Below are 26,181 nucleotides of genomic sequence, written 5' to 3' on the forward strand. Positions count from 1 at the left end.
CCTGTTTAAGCGTCAGCTTCAGGAACGGGCTTTTTCGTCGGAGAGTGAACGATGGGTTACAAAGTCGCAGTCGTCGGCGCGACCGGCAATGTCGGACGGGAAATGCTCAACATCCTGGATGAGCGCAAATTCCCCGCGGACGAGGTCGTGGCCCTGGCATCACGCCGCAGCATCGGCGTCGAGGTCTCCTATGGCGACCGCACCCTGAAGTGCAAGGCCCTCGAGCATTACGACTTCTCCGACGTCGATATCTGCCTGATGTCGGCGGGCGGCGAGGTGTCGAAAGAATGGTCGCCCAAGATCGGCGCCGCCGGCGCCGTCGTCATCGACAACTCCTCCGCCTGGCGCATGGACCCGGACGTGCCGCTGATCGTGCCGGAAGTGAACGCGGGCGCGACCGAAGGCTTCAAGAAGAAGAACATCATCGCCAACCCGAACTGCTCGACCGCGCAGCTCGTGGTCGCGCTGAAGCCGCTGCACGACAAGGCGACCATCAAGCGCGTCGTGGTCTCGACCTATCAATCGGTGTCGGGCGCCGGCAAGGACGGCATGGACGAGTTGTTCTCGCAGACCAAGGCCGTCTACACCAACCAGGAGCTGGTCAACAAGAAGTTCCCGAAGCGCATCGCCTTCAACGTCATCCCCCACATCGACGTCTTCATGGAGGACGGCTACACCAAGGAAGAGTGGAAGATGATGGCGGAGACCAAGAAGATCCTTGATCCCAGGATCAAGCTCTCCGCCACCTGCGTGCGCGTGCCCGTGTTCGTCGGCCACTCCGAGGCCGTCAACATCGAGTTCGAGAATCCGATCAGCGCGGACGAAGCCCGCGACATCCTGCGCAAGGCGCCCGGCTGCCTCGTCATCGACAAGCAGGAGCCCGGCGGTTACGCCACGCCGTACGAGGCGGCCGGCGAGGACGCCACCTATATCAGCCGCATCCGCGAGGATGCGACGGTGGAGAATGGCCTCGTGCTGTGGTGCGTGTCCGACAATCTGCGCAAGGGCGCCGCGCTCAACGCGATCCAGATCGCGGAAGTCTTGATCAACCGCAAGCTGATCAGCGCGAAGAAGCAGGCGGCGTAACTTCGTCCACTCCTCTCGTCGTCCCGGACAAGCGCGCAAAAAGCGCGCGCCGATCCGGGACCCATAACCACAGAATGTGGTTTGGCGCCAAGCTGGTAACTCCGAGTCTTCGTAAAACGACTGCTGCGGCGTATGGGTCCCGGATCTGCGCTTGCGCTTGTCCGGGACGACGATCTCGTTTGACGAGAGCGTTTGCGAAATCGCTTACCCCTCGCGCACGCTCCTGAATTCCTTCGCGACCTTGTCCAGCACGAACAGCGATCCCTCCGCGACGCCGAAATAGGCGCCGTGGGTCTGCATCTGGCCGCTCTCCACGGCCTTGCGCACGAACGGGAAGGTCATCAGGTTCTCGAGGCTGCGGAACACCGCGGCCTTCTCGATGCGCTCGACGAACTGCGCCATCGTTTCGTGATCGCGCTGCTCCACCACCTCGCCTGGCTTGATGAACATCTGCATCCATCTGCCGATGAAGTCGCCCGGCGTGAGCGGCTCGATCTTGTCGACGAAGGCGCGGATGCCGCCGCATTGCGCGTGGCCGAGCACCACGATGTGCTTCACCTTCAGCACCGTCACGGCATATTCCAGCGCCGCCGAGACGCCATGGGCATTCTCGTCAGGCTGATAGGTCGGCACCAGATTGGCGATGTTGCGGACCACGAACAACTCGCCCGGACCGACGTCGAAGATCACCTCGGGCGAGACGCGGCTGTCGCAGCAGCCGATCACCATCACCGGGGGCGACTGCCCCTTCACCGAGAGTTCGCGGTAGCGGTTCTGCTCGGTCGGCAGCCGCTGCGTGGCGAAGGCCTTGTAGCCTTCCAGCAAATGCTCTGGGAATACGATCATGGCCCATGCCTAAACATATACCGTCGGGGCGAACAAGCCTTTCGAATGGGCAGGCCAGGTGCTATCGCCTCCGGTCAAGAGCCCGCCTCGAGGAACCGGAAGGAACGCTTGCATGACCCGCCCGCGCCGCAGCCATCTGTTCATGCCCGGCTCAAATCCCCGCGCGCTGGAAAAGGCCCGCAATCTTGCCGCCGATGGCCTGATCCTCGATCTCGAGGATTCCGTCGCACCCGACGCCAAGGCGGCGGCACGCGACGGCATCGCCGCCGCGATTGCGGCCAAGGGTTTTGGCAGGCGCGAGATTTTGATCCGCACCAACGGCCTCGACACGCCGTGGTGGGCCGACGACATCGCGATGGCCGCCAAGGCGTCGCCGGACGGCATCCTGGTTCCAAAAGCTTCAAGTATCGAAGATCTCGATACGATCGGCTTCCGTCTCACCGAGCTTGGCGCGGCGCCGACGGTGAAGGTCTGGGCCATGATCGAGACCGCGCGCGCCGTGCTGCATGCGGAGGAGCTGGCCGAGGCCGGGCGCGATCCATCGCGGCGTCTTTCCGGCTTCGTGTTCGGACCCAACGACATTTCGCGAGAGACCCGCATCAAGATGCTGCCCGGCCGTGCCGCGATGATCCCGATGATCACGCATTGCATCCTGGCGGCGCGCGCTCATGGCCTCGAAATTCTCGATGGTCCCTACAGCGACATCGCCAATTCCGACGGCTTTGCCACCGAATGCGCGCAAGGACGCGATCTCGGCTTCGACGGCAAGACGCTGATCCACCCCTCGCAGATCGACGCCTGCAACGCGATCTTCACCCCGCCCGAGGAGGAAGTCGCGCGCGCACGAAAGATCATCGCCGCGTTCGAGCTGCCGGAGAACGTCTCGCGCGGCGCGATCCGGCTCGACGGCGCCATGGTGGAGCGCCTGCACGCCGACATGGCCCGCCGCACCATCGAGATCGCGGACGCGATCGCCGCGATGGCGAAGGGCTGAGGTGGGCACCAGCCCCGGCTGCGCTGCTACGCATGCGCCATGTTGCGGGACGTCGATGGCACTCTCATTGCCTTCGTCGCGCATTCTTCAAAGTCTCGGACGGCAGCTCACCGATGGCCTGACGGTATTCGGATGCGAACCGACCTAGATTGTTGAACCCGCATTTGAAGGCAATGGCGAGAACGCTGGTCTGCTCGTCCGCCCGTCGCAGAAGCTCTGCCGCCCGCTGAAGCCGGACGCGGCGCGCGAACTGGCCGGGCGAACCCCGTCCGGCATCGGAGAATTCCCGGAAAATCGTCCGCACGCTCACATTGGCGACCTCCGCAATCCTTTCCAGGTCGAGCGGTTCGTCCCAATGAGCCTCGATGTAGGACTCAACCGTGTCGATCACGGTCCGGTTGGCGCTCGGAGCGGAAAGCAGAAGGCGGTCGGAGAAATTGTGCCGATGCGCCAGCAGAATCCGGACCATCAGCGCACGCTCGAGCTCGGCAATGGCGATGGATGAGTAATCCTGCCCAAATCGATCCAGCTCTTCTGCGAGCCTGAAGACTTCCCGGCGCAGATGCGTCATGACCGCGGGATTGGCTGCGCCCGCGCCGAAATGCAGCTTCATGTCGCTGTGGTCGCCGAGAATGCTCTTCAGCAAGCGCCCCAGCGCGGCGGCATCTATCCTCAGCACCAGCTGGCGATAGCCCGGCGCAAAGTCGAGATCCAGCCTGGAGTCGCCGGAGATCATCGGGCTCCATGCCTCGATCGGCTGGCTATCCCGCTTCGTTCGGAAACCCGCAGACCCCTGGATGGAAAAGAGCTGGCGGAGAATGTCGGATTCAGGAAAGGAGAGCGATGCCGCGCCATCATAGGCACAGAAGGCGAGGCCGAGGGAATTCAAGCGAGCAAGATTGGCTCCTATGCCGAACTCATCGTCATGCTTGTCGAACCGATCCGCGCCATAGACCGCAAACAGGCGGTCGCGCGCGAAATCGCTGTCGCGCGTCCGGATCAAGGCATAGCGGTCAAGGTAGGTAACGGTGCCCAAATCAGTATCCCCCCGCCGTGCAAACTACCGTATCCCCTCCGCGGGGCTACCAATTCGAGATTGAATGCAACGGTTGCCGGGCGTGACCGGATCACTCAATGAGGCATGAACGCACTCATCGCGGCTGCGACGAAATGCCCGGACGCGGGCTGCGGCTGCGAACGACATCGTCTTCGCTCATTGGTTCGCAGCGAGCGCGATGCCGACGGTAAGCGAATGCTAGCTGCGAGCGCTTTGCCAGATTGCGATACTGATTTTAGGACCGCGTTTGCAAGTTCAAGGCCCATACCGCCGCGGTCCCGTCGCGTGTCATTGTCACGTTAATCGCCCTGGCAAAATCCGGCCATTGTGTCTTCGATCGGACAAACACTCTGATAATTCGACTCGGATATCTGAGGATTCGTGGATCGCATCGCGAGCAGAAGCCCCGCCTCGACGTGCGCGCAACTTAATCGATATTGGAGAGATCATGTTCAAGCGCAAGTCGAGCTCCGACGCATTGACGTTGCAGGCGGCGAAGGTCGTGAGTGCCAATCTGATGATCGCGGATAACGATCTCAAGATCGTCTACATGAATGACGCGGTGACGGACTTGCTTCGCGCGGCCGAGAGCGATCTCAAGAAGGAGCTGCCGCACTTCAACGTGGATACGCTCGTCGGCACCAACATCGACGTGTTTCATAAGAATCCGCAGCATCAGCGCAAGATGCTCGCGAGCCTCAGCAGCGTGCATCGTGCGACGATCCAGATCGGGAATCGGAAATTCGACCTCGTTGCAACGCCGGTGAAGGGCAGCGACGGCAGCCGGACGGGAGTCGTGGTGGAATGGTCCGATGCCTCGGTCCGTCTCCAGAACCTCGACTTCGGGGCTCAAGTCGCCGCTGCGAACCGCTCGCAGGCGGTCATTGAGTTCAACATGGACGGCACTGTTAGCAACGCCAATGAGAACTTCCTGAATACGCTCGGCTACACCCTGGACGAGATCCGGGGGAAGCATCATAGCATGTTCGTTGCGCCTGCCGAGCGAGACAGCGCTGCCTATCGCGAGTTCTGGGCGGCACTCAATCGTGGTGAATATCAGGCGACCGAATACAAGCGCATCGGCAAGGGCGGCAAGGAAGTCTGGATCCAGGCCTCGTACAATCCAATCTTCGACGAGAAGGGCAGGCCCTCCAAGGTGGTGAAGTTTGCGACCGACGTCACCGCCCAGAAGCTGAAGAGCGCCGATCTCGCTGGCCAGATCGCGGCGATCGACAAGGCCCAGGCGGTGATCGAGTTCAACATGGACGGCACCATCGTGACGGCCAACGCCAACTTCCTGGGCGCGGTCGGCTATTCCCTGGCCGAGATCAAGGGCAAGCATCACAGCATGTTCGTCGATCCCGGCGAGCGCGACAGTACGTCCTATCGCGAGTTCTGGGCCGCGCTCAACCGCGGCGAATACCAGGCGGCCGAATACAAGCGCATCGGCAAGGGCGGCAAGGAAGTCTACATCCAGGCCTCCTACAACCCGATCCTGGATCTCAATGGCAAGCCCTTCAAGGTCGTGAAATACGCCACCGACACCACAAGGCAGGTGCTGGTCCGCATGGGCAACGAGCGCGTCCGCGGCATGATGGAATCGGTCGCCGCCGGCTCGGAGGAGCTCAACGCCTCGGTGCGGGAGATCTCCGAAGCCATGACCAAATCGCGTGAAACCGCGACCAGTGCGGTGGAACAGGTTTCGGCTGCCGACGCGCAAGCCCAGCGCCTCACCGAGGCTGCACAGGCGATGAGCGGCATTGTCGAGCTGATCAACAACATCACGGGGCAGATCAACCTGCTCGCGCTCAACGCCACGATCGAATCCGCGCGCGCCGGCGAAGCCGGCCGCGGCTTCGCCGTGGTCGCTTCCGAGGTCAAGAGCCTCGCCAACCAGGCCAAGCAGGCGACCGACAAGATCGGCCAGGAGATCGGCAGCCTCAACAGCATTTCCGGCGACGTCGTCAACGCTCTGAGTGCGATCAAGCAGGCGATCAACAATGTCAGCGAGTACGTGACGTCGACCGCCGCCGCGATCGAGGAGCAGAGCACGGTGACGAATGAGATGTCGACCAGCATGCAGCGCGCCGCGGCCGAGGCCGCTGCGATGGCCCATCGGGCTTGATCAGGCGGCCTGCTGCGTCGGCGCGTTCTGCTACGCAAATGGAGAGATGACGTTTGCGGTCGGAAAATCCGTTGCGCCGCCTCAGCGCGGCGCGACGTCGGCGCGGTTGAGCGACTCCAGCGTCGAGGCGTTGGCGCAATAGCCGTGGTAATTCTCCGCGGCGGTGCCGTCGGCGAGATCGCGGTCGCATTGACCCTTGTGACCGCAGAGCGAGCAGACCCGCTCCATGTCGCGAAGCAGCAGCGGCTGCGCGCGGCCGAGGCCTTCGGCGTTGATGCCGAGTTGTTCGAGCATCTTCGGCAGCTCGTCCGCGGCATGCCGGCCGTGACGGACCAGCTCTTCGAGGTCGTCAGGTGCGATCCTGAGGTCGCTCGCGATCCGGTCGAAATCGGCGCGATCGAGCTGCCGGATCTCGTTCATCTCGCGGCGATGCTTCAGCCAGCCGGCGAAGGACTCGATGAGATCCTGGACGATGGGATAAGGTCTGCTTGCGGTGCTCATGGAAAGCTCCTTCGGACGGCGGAATTGGAGCGAATTAAGCACAATGATGCAGGAGCGCGTTGCGCTGGATCAAACTGGGAAGCGGCATCCAATCCGGTCTTGTGCCCCGGACGCGGCGCAGCACGTAGTGGTGCGCCGCTGAGCCGGGGCCCATCTCACCAATTGCTGGGTCCCGGCTCTGCGGAGCAGCGTTACACGCTGCGCCGCGTCCGGGACACGAGCGGAGAATTACGAAAACCGCTCCGCAGCCCAAGCATACAGGCTGCCCGGAATCGGCTTCTCGCCGCCGCGGCCCTTGGGCGAGATGTGCAGGCCGATGATCTCGGGATTGGTGACGAGGCTGAGATAGCTCGAGGGATCGAAGAACAGCTTTGGTTCGGCGTGCACGGCATAAAACGACTGCTTGGGCAGCGCGCGAGCCAACTCGCCGGTGCGGCGTGCGAGCGCGGTGAGCGCTGCGGGTCCGTAGATCGCAACGCGGATATCCGCGAGGCGGCCCGAGCCGCCGCGCAGGCGGCGCATCATGAAGGTGATGCGGTGGCGCACCGACAGCCAGTTCGGCGTCAGTTCCTCCTGCTCCATCAGCTCCTCGAAGGCGGCTACGATGCCGTGCTCGGGCGGCAGGTAGATCACGGAATTGCCGAGCTGACGCGGCCGCTCCCAGGCGAAATAGGGCTTTGCCGGATCGATCTCGACCGGTTTGAGCAGCAGCACGTCGGCGTCGAGCCAGAGCCCGAGATTCTTCGCCATCAGCTTCATGCGGAAGAAATCGCTGAACTGAAGCGTGGTCCAGTCGCGCCAGCTTCCGTCCGGCTGCGGTGGCCGCAGGCGCTCGGAGAATGCGTGCGGCAGGATCGCTTCCGCCTCCGCGTTTGCGACGCCGGCGGGAAGGCCGGGAATGGTGTCGAAGCTGTAAACCGTGACCTTGTGGCCGGCCGCCAGCTGCGAGCGCAGACAGGTTTGGCGCAGCGCGTCCATCGGGCCATGCCAGAAGGTGACGATCTCGGGCAGCATGCGTGCAGCTATACGCGATGAGCAGGGCAAAGAAAAAGCCCCGGCGCTGACGGCACCGAGGCTCGAATGAAAACTAGAGCATGATCCGGAAAGATCATGCTCAGAACATACGATCAGGCCCAGGCGCGTTCGCGCTTCAGCTTGTCCTCGTAGCTGTCGATCGAGGCCTTCTTTTCCATCGTGAGGCCGATGTCGTCGAGGCCGTTGATCAGGCAGTGCTTGCGGAACGGATCGATCTCGAACTTGACCTTGCCGCCGTCGGGACCGCGGATCTCCTGGTTCGGCAGGTCGATCGTCAGCGTTGCATTGGCGCCGCGCTCGGCATCGTCGAACAGCTTGTCGAGGTCTTCTTGGGACACGCGGATCGGCAGAATGCCGTTCTTGAAGCAGTTGTTGTAGAAGATGTCGCCGAACGAGGTCGAGATCACGCAACGGATGCCGAAGTCGAGCAGCGCCCAGGGGGCGTGCTCGCGGCTCGAGCCGCAGCCGAAATTGTCGCCGGCCACCAGCACCTTCGCGTTTCGATAGGCGGGCTGGTTGAGGACGAAGTCCGGGTTCTCGCTGCCGTCGTCCTTGTAGCGCTGCTCGGAGAAGAGCCCCTTGCCAAGGCCGGTGCGCTTGATGGTCTTGAGGTACTGCTTCGGAATGATCATGTCGGTGTCGACATTGATGATCTTCAGCGGCGCCGCGACGCCTTCCAGCGTGGTGAACTTGTCCATGGTTGCGCTTTCCGGGGGTGGTTCAGGGAACCGGTATTTATCGCGTCCGGAGCGGAAATCCTAGGCCGAATTCGGCAGATCCAGTCTGCCCTGGTCGGGGGCAAGCCTCCCCGCAAGCGGGAGGGAGCGAACCGCCCCTCGTGGCGACGCCTTACTCCGCCTGCGCCTCGATCGCTTCCATATCGTCGTCCGACAGCCCAAAATGGTGGCCGATCTCGTGGACCAGGACGTGGCGGACGATGTGGCCGAGGCTCTCGTCGTGCTCGGCCCAGTAGTCCAGGATCGGTCGGCGGTAGAGCCAGACCATGTTGGGCAGCCGCGCCACGTCGCCAAGGCTCTGCTGCGGCAGGCCGACGCCCTGGAACAGGCCGAGCAGGTCGAATTCGCTCTCGCATTGCATCTCGTTCAGCACTTCCTCGGTCGGGAAGTCGTCGACGCGGATGATCACGCCCTCGCAGAGGGTGCGAAACTCCGTCGGCAGGCGCTCGAAGATCTCGTGCGCTGTAGCTTCCATCTCCGCCAGCGAGGGCGCTTTTAATTCCGTCCACATAGGCTTGTCTTAGCGCGGGTTCCTTGGCGATGCATCCGGCTTTATAAGCGGGGCGAGGTTGACGGGCGCTTCCAAAACGGGGAGCGTGGGACCTCGAATGGGACGGTTCAGGTGGGCGGAAAAATGCGAGCGAAAACAGCGCTGACGCTACTGTGCATGGGGTTGTTTTCGCTATTTTGCGTTGAGGCCGAGGCGCAGACTGCAAGTTCCGGAATCCGGACAGCCCAGGCGGTATCGCCGGATGACGTCCCCCCGCCGCGCAAGCGGCCCCCGGCGCGCTTGCGCGTCACGCCCTATTACAGCCCTGATGGCGTCTATCCGCGCTATAATCCGGGTCCGAACGCAGTCCGCGTGTGCAACGCGACCTATGTGCAGGAATTCCGGCCGAGCGGCACTGTGATCGTGCCGCGCGTGAGCTGCTACTGGCGCCCGGGCTGAGGCGGCGCCCGGCGTTGGAGCCCTTGAGGTGATCATGGGGAGATGGATTGCAGGGGCCGTTGCCGTCGCGCTTGCCGCCGGTGTGCCTCGCGCCTCCGCGGCGCCTAGGACGGCGATTCCGGAGGCCTCGGCCGGGATTGCCGTCTTCGATGCGCGACGGCCCGCGCGAGCCTACGTCGTGCCGCCCCTCGTGCGCCGGGATCCCCGCTACTACGCGCGGCCCGTGCACTATCGTCCTTATCCCTACGGCGTGCCGGCACCCTTCGTGTTCGGCTACGGGCCGTTCTGGTGACGCGCTAGCTCGGCGTAAATCCCTTGACCAGCAGCACGGTCGCCTCTGCGCCGGCTTTGCGGTCGCGGGAGATCTGCTCGTAGTCGGGTGAGTTCGAGAAGGCGAGGAAGGCCGCCTCGTCGGGAAACGACATCATGACGAGCTTGTCGTGCGGCCATGCGCCTTCGAGCACGCGCGGGCGCTCGTCGGCGGCGAGCAGCCGGCCATTGTACTTCCTGAACACATCGAAGAACCGCGCCTGGTACCGGTCATAGGCCGCGCGGTCGGTCATCTTCAATTGTGCAATCGCATAAACGGTCATCTTCAAAACTCCTCTTCGTCGCGGCACTGCGTCGCATCGCAGAGCCCGGCGCCGTTCATTCATGGGGCGTTCACGTCACTCTCCCCAATTTAATCTCGGGAGCGACCGTCATTGAACAGCGATGGCGCGGCCGAGACGTCGCGTCGCAACTTCGCTGTCGAGATTCAGGGAGAATTCCATGTTGAGGAGTTTGGGTCTCAGGGCAGGCCCGATTCGACTGCTCGGGATTGCGGCCGCCGCAACGCTGATGCTGTCGGCCGGCACCGCGCGCCGTGCTGAAGCGCTGACCTTGATCAATCCGGCGACGTCACCCGCGACGAAGGCTGCGGCCGACGACCTCGTCACGCAGGTTCGTGGCGGGCCCGGCGGACATGGCGGCCACTTTCACGGTGGCGGTTTCCGCGGTGGCGGCTTCCACGGCGGCGGCTTTCGCGGTGGTCATATCGGCGGCGGTGGATTTCATCGCGGCCACATCGGCGGCTTCCGCGCCGGGCCGGCTATTCACCGCCATGTCGGCGGCCATCACCATGGCGGCTTTCGCTACGGCGGATACGGCGGCTACCACCGCCACTGGGGCCATCATCATCGTCCCCATTTCGGCCATCGTCACTTCCACCGGCGCTATTATGTCGGCGGCTACTATCCTGCCTACCACTATCCGCGCCGCTGCCGGATCATCTTCACCTATTACGGCCCGCGCCGCGTCTGCCACTGGCCGCGCTGGCACTATCCGTACCGGTATTGGTGATGTGAGCTGCTAGCTCCGCATTCGTCATGGCCGGGCATAGCCATCGGAAGGACGGCGTCGCTTCCGCTCGCCTATGTCCCGGCCATCCACGTTCTTGGAGCGTGAGCGAGAGGCTCGTGGATGCCCGGGACAAGCCCACGGGCATGACGGAGCGCCGAAGCTAATCTCTCAGCTTCCACGATGCGGATCTCCACCGCATCAGATTATCCAGCTTCCATTGCTTGAACAGCGCCGGCGGCCAGTGGCTGAGCTTCGAGGTCTCCTCGACCTCGGGCCTGGCGACGACGCGCAGCGGCGCTGCGCGCCGGTGCTGGCGCGTGGCCTCGCTGATCAGATCGACATATTCCGGCTTGTTGGCCATATGCAGCGTCCTCGCGAAACCCTCGCGAGGACGAGAATGAGACGCCGCAGATTAAGGGCGGTTTGCCGCGATCGCTACAATTGCAGGAACGGGCTTAACGCCAGTCCCTGACGTCGACGAAGTGACCTGCGATCGCCGCGGCCGCCGCCATCGCCGGCGACACCAGATGGGTGCGGCCCTTGAAGCCCTGGCGGCCTTCGAAATTGCGGTTCGAGGTCGAAGCGCAACGCTCTTCCGGCGCCAGCTTGTCCGGGTTCATCGCGAGGCACATCGAGCAGCCCGGCTCGCGCCATTCGAAGCCGGCCTTGATGAAGATCTTGTCGAGACCCTCAGCCTCCGCCTGTTCCTTCACGAGGCCGGAGCCCGGCACGACCATGGCGTTGACATGCGCCGAGACGTGCTTGCCTTCGGCAATCTTCGCCGCCGCGCGCAGATCCTCGATGCGGCCGTTGGTGCAGGAGCCGATGAAGATGCGGTCGACCTTGATGTCGGTGATCTTCGTTCCCGCCGTCAGGCCCATGTATTTCAGGGCGCGATGCTTGGAGAGACGCTTGGCCTCGTCCGCGATCTTGTCAGGATCGGGCACGATGCCGGTCACCGAGATGACATCCTCCGGGCTCGTGCCCCAGGTCACGATCGGCGGCAGCTTGGCCGCATCGAGGCGCAGCTCGTTGTCGAAATGCGCACCGTCGTCGGAGCGCAGCTTCTCCCAGTAGCGCATCGCCGCGTCCCAGTCCGCGCCCTTCGGCGCCTTCGGGCGGCCGCGCAGGAAGTCGAACGCCTTCTGATCGGGCGCAACGAGACCGGCGCGGGCGCCGCCCTCGATCGACATGTTGCAGACCGTCATGCGGCCTTCCATGCTGAGCGCGCTGATCGCATCGCCGGCATATTCCAGCACGTAGCCGGTGCCGCCCGCGGTGCCGATCTCGCCGATGATGGCCAGGATGATGTCCTTACCGGTCACGCCGTCAGGCAATTTGCCGTCGACGGTGACGCGCATGTTCTTCGCCTTCTTCTGGATCAGCGTCTGCGTCGCCAGCACATGCTCGACTTCCGACGTGCCGATGCCGTGCGCGAGCGCGCCGAAGGCGCCATGCGTCGAGGTGTGGCTGTCACCGCAGACGATGGTGGTGCCGGGCAGCGTAAAACCCTGCTCGGGGCCGATGACGTGGACGACGCCCTGGCGCTTGTCGAACTCGTTGTAATATTCGATGCCGAATTCCTTGGCGTTCTCGGCCAGCGCCTTGATCTGCTCGATGCTTTCGGGATCGGGATTCGGCTTGGTGCGATCGGTGGTCGGCACGTTGTGGTCGACGACGGCGAGCGTCTTCTCCGGCGCGTGGACCTTGCGGCCCGTGGCGCGCAGCCCCTCGAACGCCTGCGGCGAGGTCACCTCGTGCACCAGATGACGGTCGATGTAGAGCAGGCAGGTGCCGTCCTCGGCTTCGTGCACCAGATGGTCGTTCCAGATCTTGTCGTACAATGTGGTGGGCTTGGACATGAGCGTCAGCTCCGAAAAACGTTGGTAACGGATGTGCGCGGTCACGCGCGGGGCAACAGGCAGTCTTCAGCGCAGCTTTTAGGCTGCGCGCGTAAGCTCTGACGTTGCCGAGGTCGCGAAGCGTCCGAAGAACCGTCCAGGCAGCCGCGAGCGATCGTCGATGACGATGCGTTTGATGGGCTCCATGCTGGTCCGATCTGGAAACATTCTACGAATATATAGCAGGCCGAACCGGAATCGCGAGGGCTTTGACGCGCGCGGCTGACGCAACAAAAAAGCGCGGGGTCTTGCCCCGCGCTTTTTGAAACTCGGCTGTAAGCGGAGCTTACTCGTTGACGGCCTTGGCGTGCTCGGTCTTCTCGACGATGCGAGCCGACTTGCCGCGCAGATTGCGGAGATAATAGAGCTTGGCGCGACGCACCTTGCCGCGGCGCACCACCTTGATCGAGTCGATCATCGGCGACATCACCGGGAACACGCGCTCGACGCCCTCGCCATACGAGATCTTGCGCACGGTGAAGCTCTCGTTGAGGCCGCCGCCAGAACGGCCGATGCAGACGCCTTCATAGGCCTGCACGCGGGTGCGGTCGCCTTCGACGACCTTCACGTTGACGATCACGGTGTCGCCGGGACCGAATTCCGGAATGTCCTTGCCGGCGGACAGCTTGTCGAATTGCTCTTGCTCGAGCTGCTTGATCAGGTTCATGGGTAAATCTCCATCGGCGCGCCCAGCCCTGGAAGCGGGGGGCTGCGCAAAATTCGTCTATCCAGCCATTGCGGATTTGGCCGCTGCTATAAGGCAAGCCGGAGCGTTTGTCACCCGTCTGTCTTGTTTTTTGGTGTTTTTTGGCGACCGGCTCGATTCGGAGGCTTGCTCGGGATTTGAGCCCACAAATCCGGCCGCCGGGCCTTGGTGAGGGCCTCGGATTGCGCCCGCCGCCAGCTCGCGACCCTGGCATGGTCGCCGGAAGTCAGGATGTCAGGGATCGGAGCCCCCTCGAAGAGCTGCGGACGGGTGTATTGGGGGTACTCCAGAAGGCCATCCGAGAAGCTTTCCTCGGTTCCCGAGGCCTCCTTGCCCATCACCCCCGGCAGCAGCCTGACGCAGGCGTCGATCAGGGCCAACGCAGCTATTTCGCCCCCGGAGAGCACGTAATCCCCGATCGAGACCTCCTCCAGGCCTCGCCCGTCGATCACCCGCTGGTCGACCCCCTCGAAGCGCCCGCAGACGATCAGGGGGCCGGGACCCTTCGCCAGTTCCAGGACACGGGCCTGGGTCAATGGCCGACCGCGTGGGCTCATCAGGAGTCTTGGCCGTTCCGGGCTGATCGCGGCAGCATCGATCGCGGCCGCCAGAACGTCCGCCCGCAGCACCATGCCCGGGCCGCCGCCGGCCGGGGTGTCGTCGACGCTGCGGTGGCGGTCGGTGGCGGAGGCCCTGATGTCCCGGGCCTCGATCTCCCAGAGTCCTGACGCCAGTGCCCGCCCGGCGAGGCTCACGCCGAGCGGTCCCGGAAACATCTCCGGAAACAGCGTCAGCACCGTCGCGCGCCAGGGTGAGGGATTGGTCATCGCATCTCAGTTGTTGTCGTCTCGGACAAGCGCGCCGAAAGCGCGCGCAGATCCGTGACCCATATCCACCGCAGCTTGCTTTGCGATGGCTGGAGCCGTCAGCTTAGCCAAAACCACGGCCTGTGGTTATGGGTCTCCGCGTTCGCGGGGACGACTCGCGGAGAGAGCTTCGCCTCGCTCCTCCCCCTCGACCTCCTGCGGCAGCGCGATCACCACGCGGCCGCCGGCAATGTCGACCTCCGGCACCACCGCGTTCGTGAACGGCAGCAGCATCGTCGTGCCGCTGGGCGGAGCGATCTCGATGATGTCGCCGGCGCCGAAATTGTGAATCGCAAGCACGCGGCCGAGCGCGTCGCCGTCGGTGGTGACGGCGGCGAGCCCGATCAGATCGGTGTGGTAATATTCGTCCGCGTCCGTCGCAGGCAGCTTGTCGCGCGCGACATAGAGCTCGATGCCGTTGAGGCGCTCGGCCTCATCGCGGGTCGTGACGCCCTTGAACGTCGCGACCAGATGATCCTTTGCCTCGCGCGCCGTTGCGACCTCGAACTGGCGCTTGCCGTCTTTCGACAGCAGCGGACCGTAGCGCCTGACGGCAAAGGGATCCTCGGTGAAGGTCCATAGTTTGACCGCACCGCGCACACCATGCGCGGCGCCGATCCGCGCGACGCAGACCAGCGCCGACATGATCCGGCCTTAGCCCTTCGCGGCGGCTTCGGCCTGCGCCTTGCGCTCCTTGCGCGGCACGGCCTTCTCGGGGTTGTTGCGGGCTTCGCGCTTCTTGACGCCGGCGGCGTCGAGGAAACGGGCCACGCGGTCCGAGGGCTGCGCGCCCTTGGCGAGCCAGGCCTTCACCTTGTCCATGTCGAGCTTGAGGCGGGTCTCGTTGTCCTTCGGCAGCAGCGGGTTGAAATGGCCAAGACGCTCGATGAAGCGGCCATCGCGCGGAAAGCGCGAGTCGGCCACGACGACGTGATAGACGGGACGCTTCTTGGTGCCTGCACGGGCGAGGCGGATAACGACGGACATTCAGTTCTCCTTCAAAGTACGGTTTGTTCGGTTGATTGGTATTCCGCGTTGCGCGGGACGCTTGCGATCCCCCGCGACGAATTCCTCATTTCTTCTTGCCGGGGAAACCGCCGAGGCCCGGAAGGGTCGGCTTGCCGCTGAGGCCCGTAAGTCCCGGCAAATTCGGTAGACCCGAGCGAAGACCCGGCGGCAGATCCTTCGGCAGGCTGGGCAGACCTTGTCCACCGCCGGCCTGCATCTTCTCCTGCATCGCCTTCATCTCTTCGGGCGAAGGCATCTTCATGCCGCCGCCGAAGCCCATTGCCTGGGCGATGCCGGCGAGCGGGCCGCGCTTGCCGGAGCCCATCGCCTTCATCATGTCGGCCATGTTCCGATGCATCTTGAGCAGCTTGTTGACCTGTTCGACGTTCTGGCCGGAACCGGCGGCGATACGCTTCTTGCGGCTGGCCTTGAGCAGGTCGGGGTGACGGCGCTCGTCGCGCGTCATGGAATCGATGATCGCGACCTGGCGCTTCAGGATCTTGTCGTCGATGCCGGCGGCCGCGATCTGGTTCTTCATCTTGGAGATGCCGGGCATCATGCCCATCAGCCCGCTGATGCCGCCCATATTGGCCATCTGCGATAGCTGCTCGCGCATGTCGTTGAGGTCGAACTGACCCTTGCGCATGCGCTCGGCGGTGCGCGCGGCCTTTTCGGCGTCGATATTGGCGGCAGCGCGCTCGACCAGCGACACCACGTCGCCCATGCCGAGGATGCGGCCGGCGATACGGTCGGGATGGAAATCTTCCAGGGCATCGGTCTTTTCGCCCGTGCCGATCAGCTTGATCGGCTTGCCGGTGACGGCGCGCATCGACAACGCGGCGCCGCCGCGGCCATCGCCGTCCACGCGGGTCAGCACGATGCCGGTGAGGCCGACGCGCTGGTCGAACGAGCGCGCGAGGTTGACGGCGTCCTGACCGGTCAGACTGTCGGCGACCAGCAGCACTTCATGCGGATTGGCTGCAGCTTTGATCGCGGCCGCTTCCGCCATCATCTCTTCGTCCAGCGTGGTGCGGCCGGCGGTGTCGAGCAGCACGATGTCGTAGCCGCCGAGCTTGCCGGCTTCCAGTGCGCGCTTCGCAATCTGCGGCGGCTGCTGCCCCGCGACGATCGGCAAGGTGGGAATATCGAGATCGCGGCCGAGCACGGCCAGCTGCTCCATCGCCGCCGGACGATAGACGTCGAGCGAGGCCATCAGCACCTTGCGCTTGTCGCGCTGGACCAGGCGGCGGGCGAGCTTCGCGGTGGTGGTGGTCTTGCCCGAGCCTTGCAGCCCGACCATCATGATCGGCACCGGCGGCACGGAATTGACGTCGATGGTCTGGCTTTCGGCGCCGAGCGTGTTGATCAGCTCGTCATGGACGATCTTGACCACCATCTGGCCGGGTGTGACCGACTTGACGACGGTGGCGCCGATCGCCTGCTCGCGGACGCGCTCGGTGAAGCTGCGGACCACCTCGAGCGCGACGTCGGCTTCCAGCAGCGCGCGGCGCACCTCGCGCATCGCGGCGTCGACGTCCTTTTCGGTCAGCGCGCCGCGCCCCGTCAGACGATCGAGAATGCCACCAAGCCGTTCCGACAGATTGTCGAACAATACGATTGTCCTGTTTTACCTCTCTCCGCCTGCGGGGAGAGGGAGAAGAAAGTCCAAACATCTTTGCGCCCGAGGGCGCACAGCGCTGTCGGGCGTTGACCTCCGGCCCCGAGGGCCGGTCGGCGGGTCGAAAAGAAAGCCTTTCCGAGAAAGTGGCGGGGTTAAACGCCGCTCTCGCCCAAAAGTCAAGGAAAGTTAGGGCGTCGGGGTGCCTTTGCCTGGTCAAGGCCCTGAAACTAAGAACCTTTTTTCGACCGGTTCTTTTTTCTCTGGGTTCCGCCCATATAGTGGTGATGACCCGCCTCCGTTACCATCGCTGAAGCCCCGCCGTGCCGATCACCCGCCGCCGCCTGTTTGGACTGCTTGCCGGGGCCGGCGCCTTGGTCGGCGTGTCCTCCCTCTGGATGTCCCGCATGAAAACCTATGACGGTCCCGCCTCCGATCATTTCGACGGCCTGACCTTTTTCGATCCGGACGGCTCGCCACCGAAATCGCTGCGAGAAGTGCTGCGCTGGCAGCTCGGCGGCAAGCGGCAGCGCGCCACATGGCCGGACTGGGCTCCCAGCCCCCACGCCGATACCCCGCCGGCGCGGGTCGATGGCGGCAATTTGCGGCTCTCCTTCGTCGGCCACGCCAGCTGGCTGATCCAGACGGGCGGCCTCAATATTCTGGTCGATCCCGTCTGGTCGGAGCGAGTCTCGCCGGTCGCCTGGGCCGGGCCGAAGCGGCACAATGATCCCGGCATCGCGTTCGAGAAGCTGCCGAAGATCGATGTCGTGCTGGTCTCGCACGGGCATTACGATCATCTGGACATTGCGACGCTGTCGCGGCTCACGAAGAATTTCGCCCCGCGCGTGGTCACCCCGCTCGGCAACGACGTGACGATGCGCAGCTGGGATTCCACGATCAGGGTGGAAGCCTTCGACTGGCACGACCGCGTCGAGCTCGGCGGCGGCGTCGCCGTGCATCTGGTGCCGACGCGGCACTGGACGGCGCGCGGCATGTTCGATCGCAACAAGGCGCTATGGGCGAGCTTCGTGCTGGAGACACCGGCCGGCAAAGTCTACGTCGTCTGCGATTCCGGCTACGGCGACGGCACGCATTTTCGGCGCGTCGCCGAGAAGCATGGACCGCTGCGCCTGGCGATCCTGCCCATCGGCGCCTACGAGCCGCGCTGGTTCATGCGAGACCAGCACATGAATCCGGCGGATGCGGTGAAGGCGCTGGCCGATTGCGGCGCCGAGGCCGCGCTCGGGCATCACCACGGCACGTTCCAGCTCACGGACGAAGCAATCGATGCGCCGGCGAAGGCGTTGGTCGAGGCGCTGGATGCGGCGAAAATTCCGCAGGAGCGGTTCGTGGCGATGATGCCGGGGCAGGTGGTGGAGATCTGACGCCTGCGCGGTTTAACTCCGTTGTCGCCATACCTACAGCTTGTCGTCCCGGGGCGCGACGAAGTCGCGAGCCCGGGACCCATAACCACAGGGAGGAGTTTGGCGAAGACTCGGAGTTGCCTGCGGTGGCACACAACCACGTCCTGTGGTTATGGGTCCCCGCGTTCGCGGGGACGACAGCGAAATTGGAGCGCGCAGTGTGCCTCTTTTGTCTACTGCACCGCCTTGATCGCCCAGCTCACATTCACCGTGACGGACAGCGTCTCCTCGCCCGGCGCGACGGCCGCCTGCGGCGCTGCCGCCATCGGCGCCGCCATGCGGCCCTTGAACAGCGGCACGGGGCCGCCGCCTTCAATGACACTGAGCGGCGCGCCCAGCGTGACGCCGGTGGCCTTGGCGTAAACTTCGGCCTTGCGCCGCGCATCGGCCACGGCCTGCTCGCGTGCGTCGTCGAGGAGCTTCGACGCCTGCGTCACCTCGAATGAAATATTGCCGATGTCGTTGGCGCCGGCGCTGACCAGCGTATCGATGATGCCGGCGACCTTGGTCACGTCGCGGATCTTGACGGTGACGCGGTTGGAGGCGCGGAACCCGACGACCGGGGACGCGCCGGTGGATTTGTTCTGGCCGTATTGCGGCTGCAGCGACAGGCGCGAGGTCTGGTAATCCTTCTCGGCAAGGCCCGCGCCCTTGAGCGCGAGCAGCACCTTGCCCATGGCCGCGTTGTTGGCGTCGGAGGCTTCCTTCGCCGTCTTGGCGTCACTGGCAACGCCGGCATCGATCTGCGCGAGATCCGGCGCTACGGAAACATTGGCTTCGCCGCTCACCGAAATGGCGGACGGGAAATCATCGGCGAGCGCAGGCGTTGCCAGCAGCGTGGCGAAAACGGTGGCGAGGGAAGTAACGACTACGGCAGGCTTATTCATCATTCTCACTTCAGTGGCACGAAAACGTTGATCACGAGCTTGTCCTCAGCGGTCTTCAGGGGATCGGTGAGGTATTCCTCGATGAAGGTGTCCTTGGCTTCGAGTCTCTTGTCGTCGAGGTGATTGGTGATCGCCTCATAGGTGTTGTCCATGTTGTCGTAGGAACCGCGATGGACGAATTTCAGGGCCTTGCCTTCCGGCGATTTGCCGATGCTCATGTCCTTGGGCAAGCTCTTGGGATCCTGATCGACCGGGATCTCGGCGAGGAAGGTGAAGCCGGTATCGTCGGTCGAGGTGTAGACGATCATCGAATTGCCGGCTTGCTTGATGCCCTGCTTGTCTAGCAGCGTGTTCAGCGCCTTGAAGGCATCGACCAGCGTGTCGAAGGCCGAGTCCCAATTGGCGGTGCCCTTGACCATCACGACTTTTCTGGATTCGAGCGTGGTCTCGAGGCCAAACGGATCGGCGGTCTGCACCGGAGCGGGCGTTGTGGCGGCGGCAGGCGGCGGTGCCGCCGGGCTGGGTGAGGCGCTGGCTGCGGGCGAGGGCGACGTCGCCGGGGCAGGCGAAGCGCTGGCCGCAGGCGATGGCGCCGGTGAGGGCGTTGCCGCAGGCGCAGGCGAGGCACTCGCGGCCGGGGAGGGGGAAGCCGATGGGGCCGGCGAGGGACTTGCCATGGGACTTGCCGAGCCGGCCGGTGCCGGGCTCGGGGTTTGCGCCAGAGCGCCAGACAGGCCAAACGACAAGGCTGCTGCCGGGATCAGCGCGGCCAGAGCGAGACGACGAAACCTGAACATTTTATTCTCCCCAAGGCCTTAACGCTAAGGTCTTATCGACCAAGGCCTAAATCCGTCTTTGCGCCCAGTCGCGCCCCGGCTCGCGCGAGCGCGCCGTTCTAACACGCGAGCGCCGAATTCGTCCCATGACAGATGCGTCATGGCAGGCCTCCCGACAGCCCCCTGGCGACCGGCGGCAAGACACTGGCCAAGCCGGCAAGGATCGCCATATAAGGCAGGCGAAATTCGGGAATTTTCATGAGCGCGCTGGCCAACCACGCATTTGCCAAGATGAACGGCATCGGCAACGAGATCGTCGTTGTCGACATGCGCGCGTCCACGGCAAAGGTGACGCCGGACGACGCGCGCGCGGTGGCGTCCGCGAAGGGCGGCGTGGCCTACGATCAGCTCATGGTGCTGCAGAAGCCGCGGCTGGACGGCACCGAAGCCTTCATCCGCATCTACAACAATGACGGCTCGGAGGCAGGCGCCTGCGGCAACGGCATGCGCTGCGTGGTGCGCCGCATCTTCGAAAAGACCGGCCAGACCACTGCGACTTTCGAGACGGAAGCGGGACTGCTCAATGCCTGGCAGGGTCCCGCGCCGGATCTCTACACCGTGGACATGGGTGCGCCGAAGTTCGGCTGGCAGGACATTCCGCTGGCGGAAGAGTTCCGCGACACCCGCTACATCGAATTGCAGATCGGGCCGATCGACAATCCGATTCTGCATTCGCCCTCGGTGGTGAGCATGGGCAATCCGCATGCGATCTTCTGGGTGGACGACGTCAATGCCTACGATCTCGAGCGCTTCGGTCCGCTGCTCGAAAACCATCCGATCTTCCCGGAGCGCGCCAACATCACGCTCGCCCATATCGTGGATCCCCAGCACATCACGATTCGCACCTGGGAACGCGGCGCCGGCCTGACCAGGGCATGCGGCTCGGCGGCCTGCGCCACGGCGGTTGCCGCGGCGCGCCTGAAGCGGGTCGAGCGCAATGTCGAGATCACGCTGCCCGGCGGCAAGCTCGGCATCGAATGGCGCGAGCGCGACGACCACGTGCTGATGACGGGCACAGCGACATTCGAATATGAAGGCAAATTCGATCCGGCGCTGTTCACGCAGGCCGGCTGATGGCCGTCGACATCGTCACCTTCGGCTGCCGCCTCAATGCCTTCGAGGCAGAGGTGATCCGCCGTGAGGCGGAAGGTGCGGGCCTTTCAGATACGATTGTCATCAACAGCTGCGCCGTCACCAACGAGGCGGTGGCGCAGGCGCGGCAATCGATCCGCAAGCTGAAGCGCGAACGTCCCGGTGCCCGCATCGTCGTCACCGGCTGCGCGGCGCAGACGCAAAGCTCGATGTTCGCCGATATGACCGAAGTCGATCGCGTCGTCGGCAACGACGACAAGATGCGCGCGTCTGCGTGGCGGGAGACGCGCAGCGCTTTCGACCTCGGCGCCAGCGAGAAGATCGCCGTCAGCGACATCATGGCCATCAGGGAGATGGCACCGCATCTCGTCGACGGCTACGCAAGCGGCCTGCCGCGCGTGTTCGTGCAGGTGCAGAACGGCTGCGACCATCGCTGCACCTTCTGCATCATTCCCTACGGCCGCGGCAATTCGCGCTCCGTCCCGATGGGGGCGGTGGTCGAGCAGGTGCGGACGCTGGTCGAACGCGGTCATGCCGAGATCGTGCTGACCGGCGTCGACCTCACCAGCTATGGCACTGATCTGCCCGGCGCACCGAAACTCGGCATGCTGACGAAGCAGATCTTGCGGCACGTGCCGGAGCTGATGCGCCTGCGCATATCGTCGATCGACTCGATCGAGGCGGATGACGATCTGCTCGATGCCGTCGCTGATGATGCACGGCTGATGCCGCATCTGCATCTGTCGCTGCAATCCGGCGACGACATGATTCTGAAGCGCATGAAGCGGCGGCATTCGCGGCAGGATGCGATCGCATTCTGCGACCAGGTGCGCCGCTTGCGCCCGGACATCGCCTTCGGCGCCGACATCATCGCGGGCTTTCCGACCGAGAGCGAGGAGATGTTCTTGCGCTCGCTCGATCTCGTCGAACAATGCGGCCTGACGTTCCTGCACGTCTTTCCCTATTCGCCGCGCCCCGGCACGCCGGCCGCAAAGATGCCCCAGGTGGCGGGGGCCCTCATCAAGGAACGCGCGAAGCGGCTGCGTGCCGCAGGCGAAGCGGCATTGCGCAAACGGCTGCAAGCCGAGATCGGTGCAGCGCGCGAGGTGCTGATCGAGAGCGAGGCGCAGGGGCGGACGGAGCACTATCTGCCGGTGGCGATTGCGGGCGAGCGCGTGGGAAGCGTGGTGCCGCTGCGGATCGTCGGCAGCGATGGCGAGCGGCTGACCACATAATCAGCCGCGGTGAATTGCGCCGCGCTATATCCCCGCCGTCGTCCCTGCGCACGCAGGGACCCATACCGCGTGATTTATCGCCTGCGGACGGTCGAAGTACCGAACGACGAATCTTCGCCAAACTGCTTCCTGTGGTTATGGGTCCCTGTGTGCGCAGAGACGACCCCGGGGGTGGGATGCAGTGTGTTCCAAAACCAGCACGCGCCTTACGACGCCCGCACCTGCCAGAATCGCAGCGTGCGCCGCGCATTATCCAGTGTCATGTGCGCATAGTGAGCTTGCGCGCGCGCGAGATCCGCCGGCTTCATGGCTCCGGTCGCAAAGCGGCTTTCGAGTACGGCGGTGGTGGTTTCCCAGTTGAGCTGCGCCGCCTTGCACGCCACCAGCAGGCCGTCATCGCGCAGGCTCTGCATCAGCGGGCGAATGACCTCGACGGTCGATCCGGACAGCGCCGCCAGGGCGGCGGCGGTCTCCTCATAGCGGCGCTGCGTGGCGAAGCCGAACAGCGTTGCCTCGCTCAGTTGGCCGGTTGCCTTGAGCATGGCAATCGCACGCTTGGCACCTTCGAAATCGCGGACGGCCGACATCTCGCGCTCGATGCCGACGGCGGTGGCCGCGATCGCGCTCTGGATTTCCTCGAACAGATGAGGCGGCGCGCGCGACAGCAGGCGGGCGCGCACGGCATCGGTCGCCGAGTGCAGCAACCGGCGGCGCAGCTCCGACGGCAGGTCCACGCGGACGCCGACGCTGACGGCAAGTTCGGAATCCGACTCGGCCTGGGCGACCATGACGGCGAAGCCGTTTCCGGAGACGCGCGCGCCGGGATTGGCGGCGAGCCGCCGGCTGACACTGGGGTAGCGGCGCGCCAGCAACGCGTCGGTGACGATCTCCTTCAGCCACCAGCGGCCGGCCATCGCGAGCAGATGCGGCTCGCCCTTGGATGATGCGATCTTCACCAACTCGCCGTCGTCGAGACGGGCGGATTCCTGCAGCACGGGACCGGCGATGCGGATCTCGTCATTGCTGGCGAGGCGGCGGATCACCGAGGGCGGCGCCTGTGCAATCGGCGCCAGTTGTGCGCTGATCTCGGCGAGCGCGATCCGTGCACCCATGTCGGCAAGCGCCCGCAGCTCGATGGTGCCGATCAGGCGCTCGAGCACCTCGTCGAACAGCGCGATCTGCTCGTCGTCGAAACTGCCGGCGGAGGACAGGAACAGAACGGTGACGCGCCGGGCGGTCTCCAGGCCCTTTTCCGCCGAGCCTGCTCGAATGGCGGATTCGACCTCGTCGATGATCGATAGCTCGGCCTTGGACATCACGCCTCGCTCGTCCTGAGCGGTTACGGAAGCTTGTTCTAAGCAACCGCAATCATTAGAGGCGAGCACTGAAGGTTTGGTAAACCATGGACCGGTAGCCGGGCACTGCGCACTCTCCCCGACCACTGCTCCTCATCCTGAGGAATCCGCGAAGCGGGCGTCTCGAAGATCGCCACAGGCGCTGACGCGCCCCTCACCATGAGGGTTGGGCGGCTGGGCTATTCCCCGTTCCACCCGCAGGCCCTGAGCTTTTCGTGCATGTGGGGCGGGGCCGGCGCCACGACGCGGACGGGTTCCTTGTTCCGGGAGATCGGCACCACGATTTCGCGGGAATGCAGGTGCAGCTTCGGCTCGCCGAACCGCGGGCCGTTGCCGTAGATGTTATCGCCGAAGATCGGCCAGCCGGTCGCTGCCGAATGCACCCGCAATTGATGGGTCCGGCCGGTGACCGGTTCCATGGCGAGCCAAGTCAGACCGTCGCCGCGGCCCATCACCTTCCAGTTCGTGATCGCCTTCTGCCCCTCCGGATCGGGCTTTTGCCACCAGCCGCGCTCGGCGTTGAGCCGGCCGAGCGGCATGTCGATGATGCCCTCGTCCTCGGCGGGGCCGCCCTCGACCACGGTCCAGTAGGTCTTGCCGATCTTGCCGTGCTTGAAGAGCAGGCCGAGCGAAGCGGTGGCCTTGCGATGGCGGCCGAGCACGAGGCAGCCCGAGGTGTCCTTGTCCAACCGGTGAGCCAGCACCGGCGGCCGCGGCAGGCCGAAACGCAATGCGTCGAACGAGGCCTCCAGATTGGCGCCGCCCTTCGGGCCGCGATGCACCGGCAGGCCCGACGGCTTGTCGATGACCAGCATCAGCCCGTCGCGATGGAGCACGCGCGACAAAATCTCCTCGGCGGTCAGTTCGGGAACATCGAGCAATTGCAAGACTTTCGTTTAATCGCCGGAACGGCTAACACACCCCCGCCATGAACGATACCTCCGAGACCCCCAAGCTGAGCTGGTGGCGCCGCCTGTCCAACGGGCTGAAGCGCACCTCGTCCTCGCTCGGGACCGCGGTCGCCGACCTCGTCACCAAGCGCAAGCTCGACCGCGCCATGCTCGATGACATCGAGGACGTGCTGCTGCGCGCCGATCTCGGCACCTCCGTCGCGGTCCGGATTGCCGATGCCGTCGGCACCGGCCGTTATGACAAGGCGATCTCGGCGGACGAGGTCAAGGACGTGGTCGCGACCGAGGTCGAGAAGGTGCTGGCGCCGGTGGCGAGGCCGCTCGAGATCGACACGGCCAGGAAGCCGTTCGTGATTCTGGTGGTCGGGGTCAACGGCTCCGGCAAGACCACGACCATCGGAAAACTCTCGCAAAAATTTGCCTCCGAAGGCCGCAAGGTGATGCTGGCCGCCGGCGACACGTTTCGCGCCGCAGCCATCGAGCAGCTCAAGGTGTGGGGCGAGCGGACGAAGACGCCCGTCATCGCCGGCGCGCAGGGCTCGGATTCGGCGAGCCTTGCCTTCAACGCGCTGACGGCGGCGAAGGAGCAGGGCATCGACGTGCTCCTGATCGACACCGCCGGGCGGCTGCAAAACAAGGCCGAGCTGATGAACGAGCTCGAAAAGGTCGTGCGCGTCATCCGCAAGGTGGATGACACCGCGCCGCATGCGGTGCTGCTGGTGCTCGACGCCACCGTCGGCCAGAACGCGCTGTCGCAGGTCGAGGCCTTTCACCGCACTGCCGGCGTCACCGGCCTCGTGATGACCAAGCTCGACGGCACTGCGCGCGGCGGCATTCTGGTGGCGCTCGCGGAAAAATTCAAACTGCCGGTGCATTTCATCGGCGTCGGCGAGGGCGTCGACGATCTCGCGCCGTTCACCGCGCGCGATTTCGCCCGTGCCATTGCCGGAATCGAAAGCTAGAGATGGACAAGACCCAGCCGCATCCGCTGTTCAAGCTGGCGACCGAGCTCGGTCCGCTGCTCGTGTTCTTCTTCGTGAACGCGAAGTTCAATCTGTTCGCCGCGACCGGCGCCTTCATGGTGGCGATCGTGGCGGCGATGGCCGCGTCCTACATGGTGACGCGCCATGTCCCGATGATGGCGATCGTGACGGGTGTGATCGTGTTGGTGTTCGGCACGCTGACGCTGGTGCTGCACGACGAGACCTTCATCAAGGTCAAGCCGACCATCATCTACGGCCTGTTCGCCGCGATCCTTGGCGGCGGCCTGCTGTTCGGCCGTTCCTTCATCGCCGTGATGTTCGACCAGGTGTTCAATCTGACGCCGCAGGGCTGGCGCATCCTGACGCTGCGCTGGGCGCTGTTCTTCGCCGGCATGGCGGTGCTGAACGAGATCATCTGGCGCACCCAGAGCACGGATTTCTGGGTGAACTTCAAGGTCTTCGGCGTCCTGCCGCTGACCGCCATCTTCGGCGTGATTCAGATGCCGCTGATCAAGCGCTATCATCTCGAACCGGCGTCGCTGGAGGCGAGCGAGGCCGAGGCGGGGGACGTCACGAAGGGGTGACGCCAGCTCCGGGCTGAGCCCGTCGGCCGGCCCGCATATTCACGCTGACGTGCACTTCGCGCGGCCTGCTGGTCGCAATCGACCGGGTTGAGCGACGAAGC

29 protein-coding genes are annotated in these 26,181 nt (G+C 64.5%); 11 read left to right on the forward strand and 18 right to left on the reverse strand.

The features are described from left to right. The first annotated feature begins 51 nt into the window (after positions 1-51). The gene (locus ACFDR6_RS07000; RefSeq protein ID WP_212082221.1) at positions 52-1,086 is read left to right on the forward strand and encodes an aspartate-semialdehyde dehydrogenase; all 1,035 of its coding nucleotides are present in this window, start codon (positions 52-54) and stop codon (positions 1,084-1,086) included. Between the two features lie 204 nt (positions 1,087-1,290). Here ACFDR6_RS07000 and ACFDR6_RS07005 read toward each other — a convergent pair whose 3' ends face one another. Continuing rightward, positions 1,291-1,932, reverse strand: a complete 642-nt coding sequence (locus tag ACFDR6_RS07005; RefSeq protein ID WP_375857839.1) for a carbonic anhydrase — start codon at positions 1,930-1,932, stop codon at positions 1,291-1,293. 112 nt (positions 1,933-2,044) lie between these two features. Here ACFDR6_RS07005 and ACFDR6_RS07010 point away from each other — a divergent pair, with 112 nt between their 5' ends. Further along, positions 2,045-2,926: an HpcH/HpaI aldolase/citrate lyase family protein gene (locus ACFDR6_RS07010; RefSeq protein ID WP_375857840.1), complete on the forward strand. Its 882-nt coding sequence runs from the start codon at positions 2,045-2,047 to the stop codon at positions 2,924-2,926. Positions 2,927-2,990: 64 nt separating this feature from the next. Here ACFDR6_RS07010 and ACFDR6_RS07015 read toward each other — a convergent pair whose 3' ends face one another. After that, positions 2,991-3,962, reverse strand: coding sequence for an AraC family transcriptional regulator (locus tag ACFDR6_RS07015; RefSeq protein ID WP_375857841.1), 972 nt, complete (start codon positions 3,960-3,962; stop codon positions 2,991-2,993). A gap of 469 nt (positions 3,963-4,431) precedes the next feature. Here ACFDR6_RS07015 and ACFDR6_RS07020 point away from each other — a divergent pair, with 469 nt between their 5' ends. Next, positions 4,432-6,108, forward strand: coding sequence for a methyl-accepting chemotaxis protein (locus tag ACFDR6_RS07020; RefSeq protein ID WP_375857842.1), 1,677 nt, complete (start codon positions 4,432-4,434; stop codon positions 6,106-6,108). A gap of 81 nt (positions 6,109-6,189) precedes the next feature. On the opposite strand, the gene ACFDR6_RS07025 is transcribed toward ACFDR6_RS07020, so the two are convergent. The 4 genes from ACFDR6_RS07025 to ACFDR6_RS07040 all read right to left on the reverse strand — a co-directional run bounded on the left by ACFDR6_RS07025 (position 6,190) and on the right by ACFDR6_RS07040 (position 8,892). Continuing rightward, positions 6,190-6,609, reverse strand: a complete 420-nt coding sequence (locus ACFDR6_RS07025) for a DUF6455 family protein (RefSeq protein WP_212082187.1) — start codon at positions 6,607-6,609, stop codon at positions 6,190-6,192. 228 nt (positions 6,610-6,837) lie between these two features. Beyond that, the gene (locus ACFDR6_RS07030) at positions 6,838-7,623 is read right to left on the reverse strand and encodes a glycosyltransferase family 32 protein (protein WP_375857843.1); all 786 of its coding nucleotides are present in this window, start codon (positions 7,621-7,623) and stop codon (positions 6,838-6,840) included. A 113-nt stretch (positions 7,624-7,736) separates the two neighbouring features. After that, a complete protein-coding gene (gene leuD / locus ACFDR6_RS07035) occupies positions 7,737-8,342 on the reverse strand; it encodes a 3-isopropylmalate dehydratase small subunit (protein WP_027573022.1) in 606 nt (201 codons plus the stop codon). A 151-nt stretch (positions 8,343-8,493) separates the two neighbouring features. Then, complete coding sequence (locus ACFDR6_RS07040; protein WP_375857844.1) at positions 8,494-8,892, reverse strand: metallopeptidase family protein; 399 nt, start codon at positions 8,890-8,892, stop codon at positions 8,494-8,496. 156 nt (positions 8,893-9,048) lie between these two features. Here ACFDR6_RS07040 and ACFDR6_RS07045 point away from each other — a divergent pair, with 156 nt between their 5' ends. Next, complete coding sequence (locus ACFDR6_RS07045; RefSeq protein ID WP_212084544.1) at positions 9,049-9,330, forward strand: hypothetical protein; 282 nt, start codon at positions 9,049-9,051, stop codon at positions 9,328-9,330. A 34-nt stretch (positions 9,331-9,364) separates the two neighbouring features. After that, a complete protein-coding gene (locus ACFDR6_RS07050) occupies positions 9,365-9,622 on the forward strand; it encodes a hypothetical protein (protein WP_375857845.1) in 258 nt (85 codons plus the stop codon). A gap of 4 nt (positions 9,623-9,626) precedes the next feature. Here the strand turns inward: ACFDR6_RS07050 and ACFDR6_RS07055 are convergent, their stop codons facing one another. Then, on the reverse strand, positions 9,627-9,923 hold the full coding sequence (locus tag ACFDR6_RS07055) for a DUF1330 domain-containing protein (protein WP_375857846.1): 297 nt from the start codon (positions 9,921-9,923) through the stop codon (positions 9,627-9,629). A gap of 178 nt (positions 9,924-10,101) precedes the next feature. Here ACFDR6_RS07055 and ACFDR6_RS07060 point away from each other — a divergent pair, with 178 nt between their 5' ends. Further along, positions 10,102-10,671 carry a hypothetical protein gene (locus tag ACFDR6_RS07060; protein WP_317241870.1) on the forward strand — a complete coding sequence of 190 codons (570 nt, stop codon included), beginning with the start codon at positions 10,102-10,104 and terminating at the stop codon, positions 10,669-10,671. Between the two features lie 160 nt (positions 10,672-10,831). Here the strand turns inward: ACFDR6_RS07060 and ACFDR6_RS07065 are convergent, their stop codons facing one another. The 7 genes from ACFDR6_RS07065 to ffh form a co-directional block, all read right to left on the reverse strand. Then, complete coding sequence (locus ACFDR6_RS07065; protein ID WP_212082163.1) at positions 10,832-11,032, reverse strand: hypothetical protein; 201 nt, start codon at positions 11,030-11,032, stop codon at positions 10,832-10,834. 94 nt (positions 11,033-11,126) lie between these two features. Beyond that, positions 11,127-12,533, reverse strand: a complete 1,407-nt coding sequence (gene leuC, locus ACFDR6_RS07070; protein WP_375857847.1) for a 3-isopropylmalate dehydratase large subunit — start codon at positions 12,531-12,533, stop codon at positions 11,127-11,129. Between the two features lie 325 nt (positions 12,534-12,858). Next, positions 12,859-13,239, reverse strand: coding sequence for a 50S ribosomal protein L19 (gene rplS, locus ACFDR6_RS07075; RefSeq protein ID WP_092233923.1), 381 nt, complete (start codon positions 13,237-13,239; stop codon positions 12,859-12,861). 110 nt (positions 13,240-13,349) lie between these two features. Then, positions 13,350-14,105, reverse strand: coding sequence for a tRNA (guanosine(37)-N1)-methyltransferase TrmD (gene trmD / locus ACFDR6_RS07080; protein WP_317241872.1), 756 nt, complete (start codon positions 14,103-14,105; stop codon positions 13,350-13,352). Between the two features lie 126 nt (positions 14,106-14,231). Beyond that, complete coding sequence (gene rimM / locus ACFDR6_RS07085) at positions 14,232-14,789, reverse strand: ribosome maturation factor RimM (protein WP_375857848.1); 558 nt, start codon at positions 14,787-14,789, stop codon at positions 14,232-14,234. 9 nt (positions 14,790-14,798) lie between these two features. Continuing rightward, positions 14,799-15,131, reverse strand: a complete 333-nt coding sequence (gene rpsP, locus ACFDR6_RS07090; protein WP_212082134.1) for a 30S ribosomal protein S16 — start codon at positions 15,129-15,131, stop codon at positions 14,799-14,801. 85 nt (positions 15,132-15,216) lie between these two features. Next, positions 15,217-16,764 (reverse strand): signal recognition particle protein, encoded by a 1,548-nt coding sequence (gene ffh / locus ACFDR6_RS07095; protein ID WP_375857849.1) that lies wholly within the window; start codon positions 16,762-16,764, stop codon positions 15,217-15,219. A 329-nt stretch (positions 16,765-17,093) separates the two neighbouring features. Here ffh and ACFDR6_RS07100 point away from each other — a divergent pair, with 329 nt between their 5' ends. Further along, entirely contained in the window at positions 17,094-18,158 is a 1,065-nt protein-coding gene (locus ACFDR6_RS07100) for an MBL fold metallo-hydrolase (protein ID WP_375857850.1), read from the forward strand. A 212-nt stretch (positions 18,159-18,370) separates the two neighbouring features. Here the strand turns inward: ACFDR6_RS07100 and ACFDR6_RS07105 are convergent, their stop codons facing one another. Beyond that, positions 18,371-19,084 (reverse strand): SIMPL domain-containing protein, encoded by a 714-nt coding sequence (locus ACFDR6_RS07105; protein WP_212082128.1) that lies wholly within the window; start codon positions 19,082-19,084, stop codon positions 18,371-18,373. Between the two features lie 5 nt (positions 19,085-19,089). Further along, the gene (locus ACFDR6_RS07110) at positions 19,090-19,881 is read right to left on the reverse strand and encodes a GyrI-like domain-containing protein (RefSeq protein WP_375857851.1); all 792 of its coding nucleotides are present in this window, start codon (positions 19,879-19,881) and stop codon (positions 19,090-19,092) included. A gap of 237 nt (positions 19,882-20,118) precedes the next feature. Between ACFDR6_RS07110 and dapF the strand changes: the two genes are divergently transcribed. Next, positions 20,119-20,994: a diaminopimelate epimerase gene (dapF, locus tag ACFDR6_RS07115; RefSeq protein ID WP_375857852.1), complete on the forward strand. Its 876-nt coding sequence runs from the start codon at positions 20,119-20,121 to the stop codon at positions 20,992-20,994. Further along, on the forward strand, positions 20,994-22,247 hold the full coding sequence (gene mtaB / locus ACFDR6_RS07120; RefSeq protein WP_375857853.1) for a tRNA (N(6)-L-threonylcarbamoyladenosine(37)-C(2))-methylthiotransferase MtaB: 1,254 nt from the start codon (positions 20,994-20,996) through the stop codon (positions 22,245-22,247). The genes dapF and mtaB overlap by 1 nt, the downstream gene beginning before the upstream one ends. A gap of 206 nt (positions 22,248-22,453) precedes the next feature. Here mtaB and ACFDR6_RS07125 read toward each other — a convergent pair whose 3' ends face one another. Next, complete coding sequence (locus ACFDR6_RS07125; RefSeq protein ID WP_375857925.1) at positions 22,454-23,563, reverse strand: DUF2336 domain-containing protein; 1,110 nt, start codon at positions 23,561-23,563, stop codon at positions 22,454-22,456. Between the two features lie 218 nt (positions 23,564-23,781). Beyond that, on the reverse strand, positions 23,782-24,483 hold the full coding sequence (locus tag ACFDR6_RS07130) for an RluA family pseudouridine synthase (protein ID WP_317244039.1): 702 nt from the start codon (positions 24,481-24,483) through the stop codon (positions 23,782-23,784). A gap of 47 nt (positions 24,484-24,530) precedes the next feature. Here ACFDR6_RS07130 and ftsY point away from each other — a divergent pair, with 47 nt between their 5' ends. Beyond that, positions 24,531-25,475 (forward strand): signal recognition particle-docking protein FtsY, encoded by a 945-nt coding sequence (gene ftsY / locus ACFDR6_RS07135; RefSeq protein WP_317241878.1) that lies wholly within the window; start codon positions 24,531-24,533, stop codon positions 25,473-25,475. Positions 25,476-25,477: 2 nt separating this feature from the next. Beyond that, positions 25,478-26,080, forward strand: a complete 603-nt coding sequence (locus ACFDR6_RS07140) for a septation protein A (RefSeq protein WP_375857854.1) — start codon at positions 25,478-25,480, stop codon at positions 26,078-26,080. The last annotated feature ends 101 nt before the right edge of the window (positions 26,081-26,181 follow it).

It is taken from the genome of Bradyrhizobium tunisiense, assembly GCF_042263385.1.
Taxonomy (GTDB): Bacteria; Pseudomonadota; Alphaproteobacteria; order Rhizobiales; family Xanthobacteraceae; genus Bradyrhizobium; species Bradyrhizobium tunisiense.

Bases quoted from the DNA above. Each gene is read 5' to 3' on its own strand.
- leuC (WP_375857847.1), bottom strand. From the start codon at position 12,533: ATGTCCAAGCCCACCACATTGTACGACAAGATCTGGAACGACCATCTG.
- ACFDR6_RS07020 (WP_375857842.1), top strand. From the start codon at position 4,432: ATGTTCAAGCGCAAGTCGAGCTCCGACGCATTGACGTTGCAGGCGGCG.
- ACFDR6_RS07040 (WP_375857844.1), bottom strand. From the start codon at position 8,892: ATGTGGACGGAATTAAAAGCGCCCTCGCTGGCGGAGATGGAAGCTACA.
- ACFDR6_RS07060 (WP_317241870.1), top strand. From the start codon at position 10,102: ATGTTGAGGAGTTTGGGTCTCAGGGCAGGCCCGATTCGACTGCTCGGG.
- trmD (WP_317241872.1), bottom strand. From the start codon at position 14,105: ATGACCAATCCCTCACCCTGGCGCGCGACGGTGCTGACGCTGTTTCCG.
- dapF (WP_375857852.1), top strand. From the start codon at position 20,119: ATGAGCGCGCTGGCCAACCACGCATTTGCCAAGATGAACGGCATCGGC.
- mtaB (WP_375857853.1), top strand. From the start codon at position 20,994: ATGGCCGTCGACATCGTCACCTTCGGCTGCCGCCTCAATGCCTTCGAG.
- ACFDR6_RS07125 (WP_375857925.1), bottom strand. From the start codon at position 23,563: ATGTCCAAGGCCGAGCTATCGATCATCGACGAGGTCGAATCCGCCATT.
- ACFDR6_RS07065 (WP_212082163.1), bottom strand. From the start codon at position 11,032: ATGGCCAACAAGCCGGAATATGTCGATCTGATCAGCGAGGCCACGCGC.
- ACFDR6_RS07005 (WP_375857839.1), bottom strand. From the start codon at position 1,932: ATGATCGTATTCCCAGAGCATTTGCTGGAAGGCTACAAGGCCTTCGCC.
- leuD (WP_027573022.1), bottom strand. From the start codon at position 8,342: ATGGACAAGTTCACCACGCTGGAAGGCGTCGCGGCGCCGCTGAAGATC.
- ACFDR6_RS07045 (WP_212084544.1), top strand. From the start codon at position 9,049: ATGGGGTTGTTTTCGCTATTTTGCGTTGAGGCCGAGGCGCAGACTGCA.
- ACFDR6_RS07110 (WP_375857851.1), bottom strand. From the start codon at position 19,881: ATGTTCAGGTTTCGTCGTCTCGCTCTGGCCGCGCTGATCCCGGCAGCA.
- ACFDR6_RS07140 (WP_375857854.1), top strand. From the start codon at position 25,478: ATGGACAAGACCCAGCCGCATCCGCTGTTCAAGCTGGCGACCGAGCTC.
- rimM (WP_375857848.1), bottom strand. From the start codon at position 14,789: ATGTCGGCGCTGGTCTGCGTCGCGCGGATCGGCGCCGCGCATGGTGTG.
- ACFDR6_RS07105 (WP_212082128.1), bottom strand. From the start codon at position 19,084: ATGAATAAGCCTGCCGTAGTCGTTACTTCCCTCGCCACCGTTTTCGCC.
- ACFDR6_RS07025 (WP_212082187.1), bottom strand. From the start codon at position 6,609: ATGAGCACCGCAAGCAGACCTTATCCCATCGTCCAGGATCTCATCGAG.
- ACFDR6_RS07030 (WP_375857843.1), bottom strand. From the start codon at position 7,623: ATGCTGCCCGAGATCGTCACCTTCTGGCATGGCCCGATGGACGCGCTG.
- ACFDR6_RS07055 (WP_375857846.1), bottom strand. From the start codon at position 9,923: ATGACCGTTTATGCGATTGCACAATTGAAGATGACCGACCGCGCGGCC.
- ACFDR6_RS07000 (WP_212082221.1), top strand. From the start codon at position 52: ATGGGTTACAAAGTCGCAGTCGTCGGCGCGACCGGCAATGTCGGACGG.
- rplS (WP_092233923.1), bottom strand. From the start codon at position 13,239: ATGAACCTGATCAAGCAGCTCGAGCAAGAGCAATTCGACAAGCTGTCC.
- rpsP (WP_212082134.1), bottom strand. From the start codon at position 15,131: ATGTCCGTCGTTATCCGCCTCGCCCGTGCAGGCACCAAGAAGCGTCCC.
- ACFDR6_RS07050 (WP_375857845.1), top strand. From the start codon at position 9,365: ATGGGGAGATGGATTGCAGGGGCCGTTGCCGTCGCGCTTGCCGCCGGT.
- ACFDR6_RS07010 (WP_375857840.1), top strand. From the start codon at position 2,045: ATGACCCGCCCGCGCCGCAGCCATCTGTTCATGCCCGGCTCAAATCCC.
- ftsY (WP_317241878.1), top strand. From the start codon at position 24,531: ATGAACGATACCTCCGAGACCCCCAAGCTGAGCTGGTGGCGCCGCCTG.